Here is a 600-nt window from a genome sequence, read left to right as displayed (position 1 = left end):
GGGTCAAGGTCACGGTCACAGTCGCACTCGGTGCCATCGACAACTTCACGTCGAAGGTGCCGGTGCTGCCCTCGCCGATCGTCAAACTTTGCGCCGATAGCACCAGATCCGAGGTCGGCTTGTCATCATCCGTCACGCTGACGGTGAAGTCGGAGGCGCTGAAGACGCCGCCGATCACCTGGAAAGAAATGGTGTGTGACTCATCGTTTTGATCGGCGTCTTGGGAGGCGGTTACCGTCACAGTCTCCGCGGTGTTCCAATTCCCGGCATTGAATTGCAAGAAGTCCGGATTGAACGTAAGGCCGGTCGTGGCCGGAATTGCCACATTGACATCTGCGCCCGCGCCCGGGTTCTGCGACAAGACGGCCGTGAATGTGCCGCTCATGCCTTCGGTGATCGCCAACGGGTTCGGGCTGATATTCACCGTTTGTGCCGCCGACACCCCGGACAGCGAGAACATCACGGCAAAAAGGCCAAGAACGCGTGCGTATCCGACGGTGCCGAATAGGAACTTTCCAATGCGTTTCATCGCGACTTATCCTTATGCTATGGGCTCGGATCGTCTATCGGTGATCGATCTCGAAAGACCTTATCGTCGGG

Annotated in this window: 1 protein-coding gene; it reads right to left on the bottom strand. The window is 57.8% G+C overall.

The genetic code is table 11. The features are described from left to right. Positions 1-529, bottom strand: a 529-nt coding sequence (locus BF99_RS21645) for a hypothetical protein (protein ID WP_038099220.1), incomplete at its 3' end; no start/stop codon positions are given. Between the last annotated feature and the right edge of the window lie 71 nt (positions 530-600).

Origin of the sequence: Thioalkalivibrio sp. HK1 (genome assembly GCA_000583135.1) — a bacterium.
In the GTDB taxonomy this organism is placed as follows: Bacteria; Pseudomonadota; Gammaproteobacteria; order HK1; family HK1; genus HK1.
The sequence above is the reverse complement of the archived record's forward strand: the minus strand, read 5'-3'. Positions and strand labels throughout refer to the sequence as shown.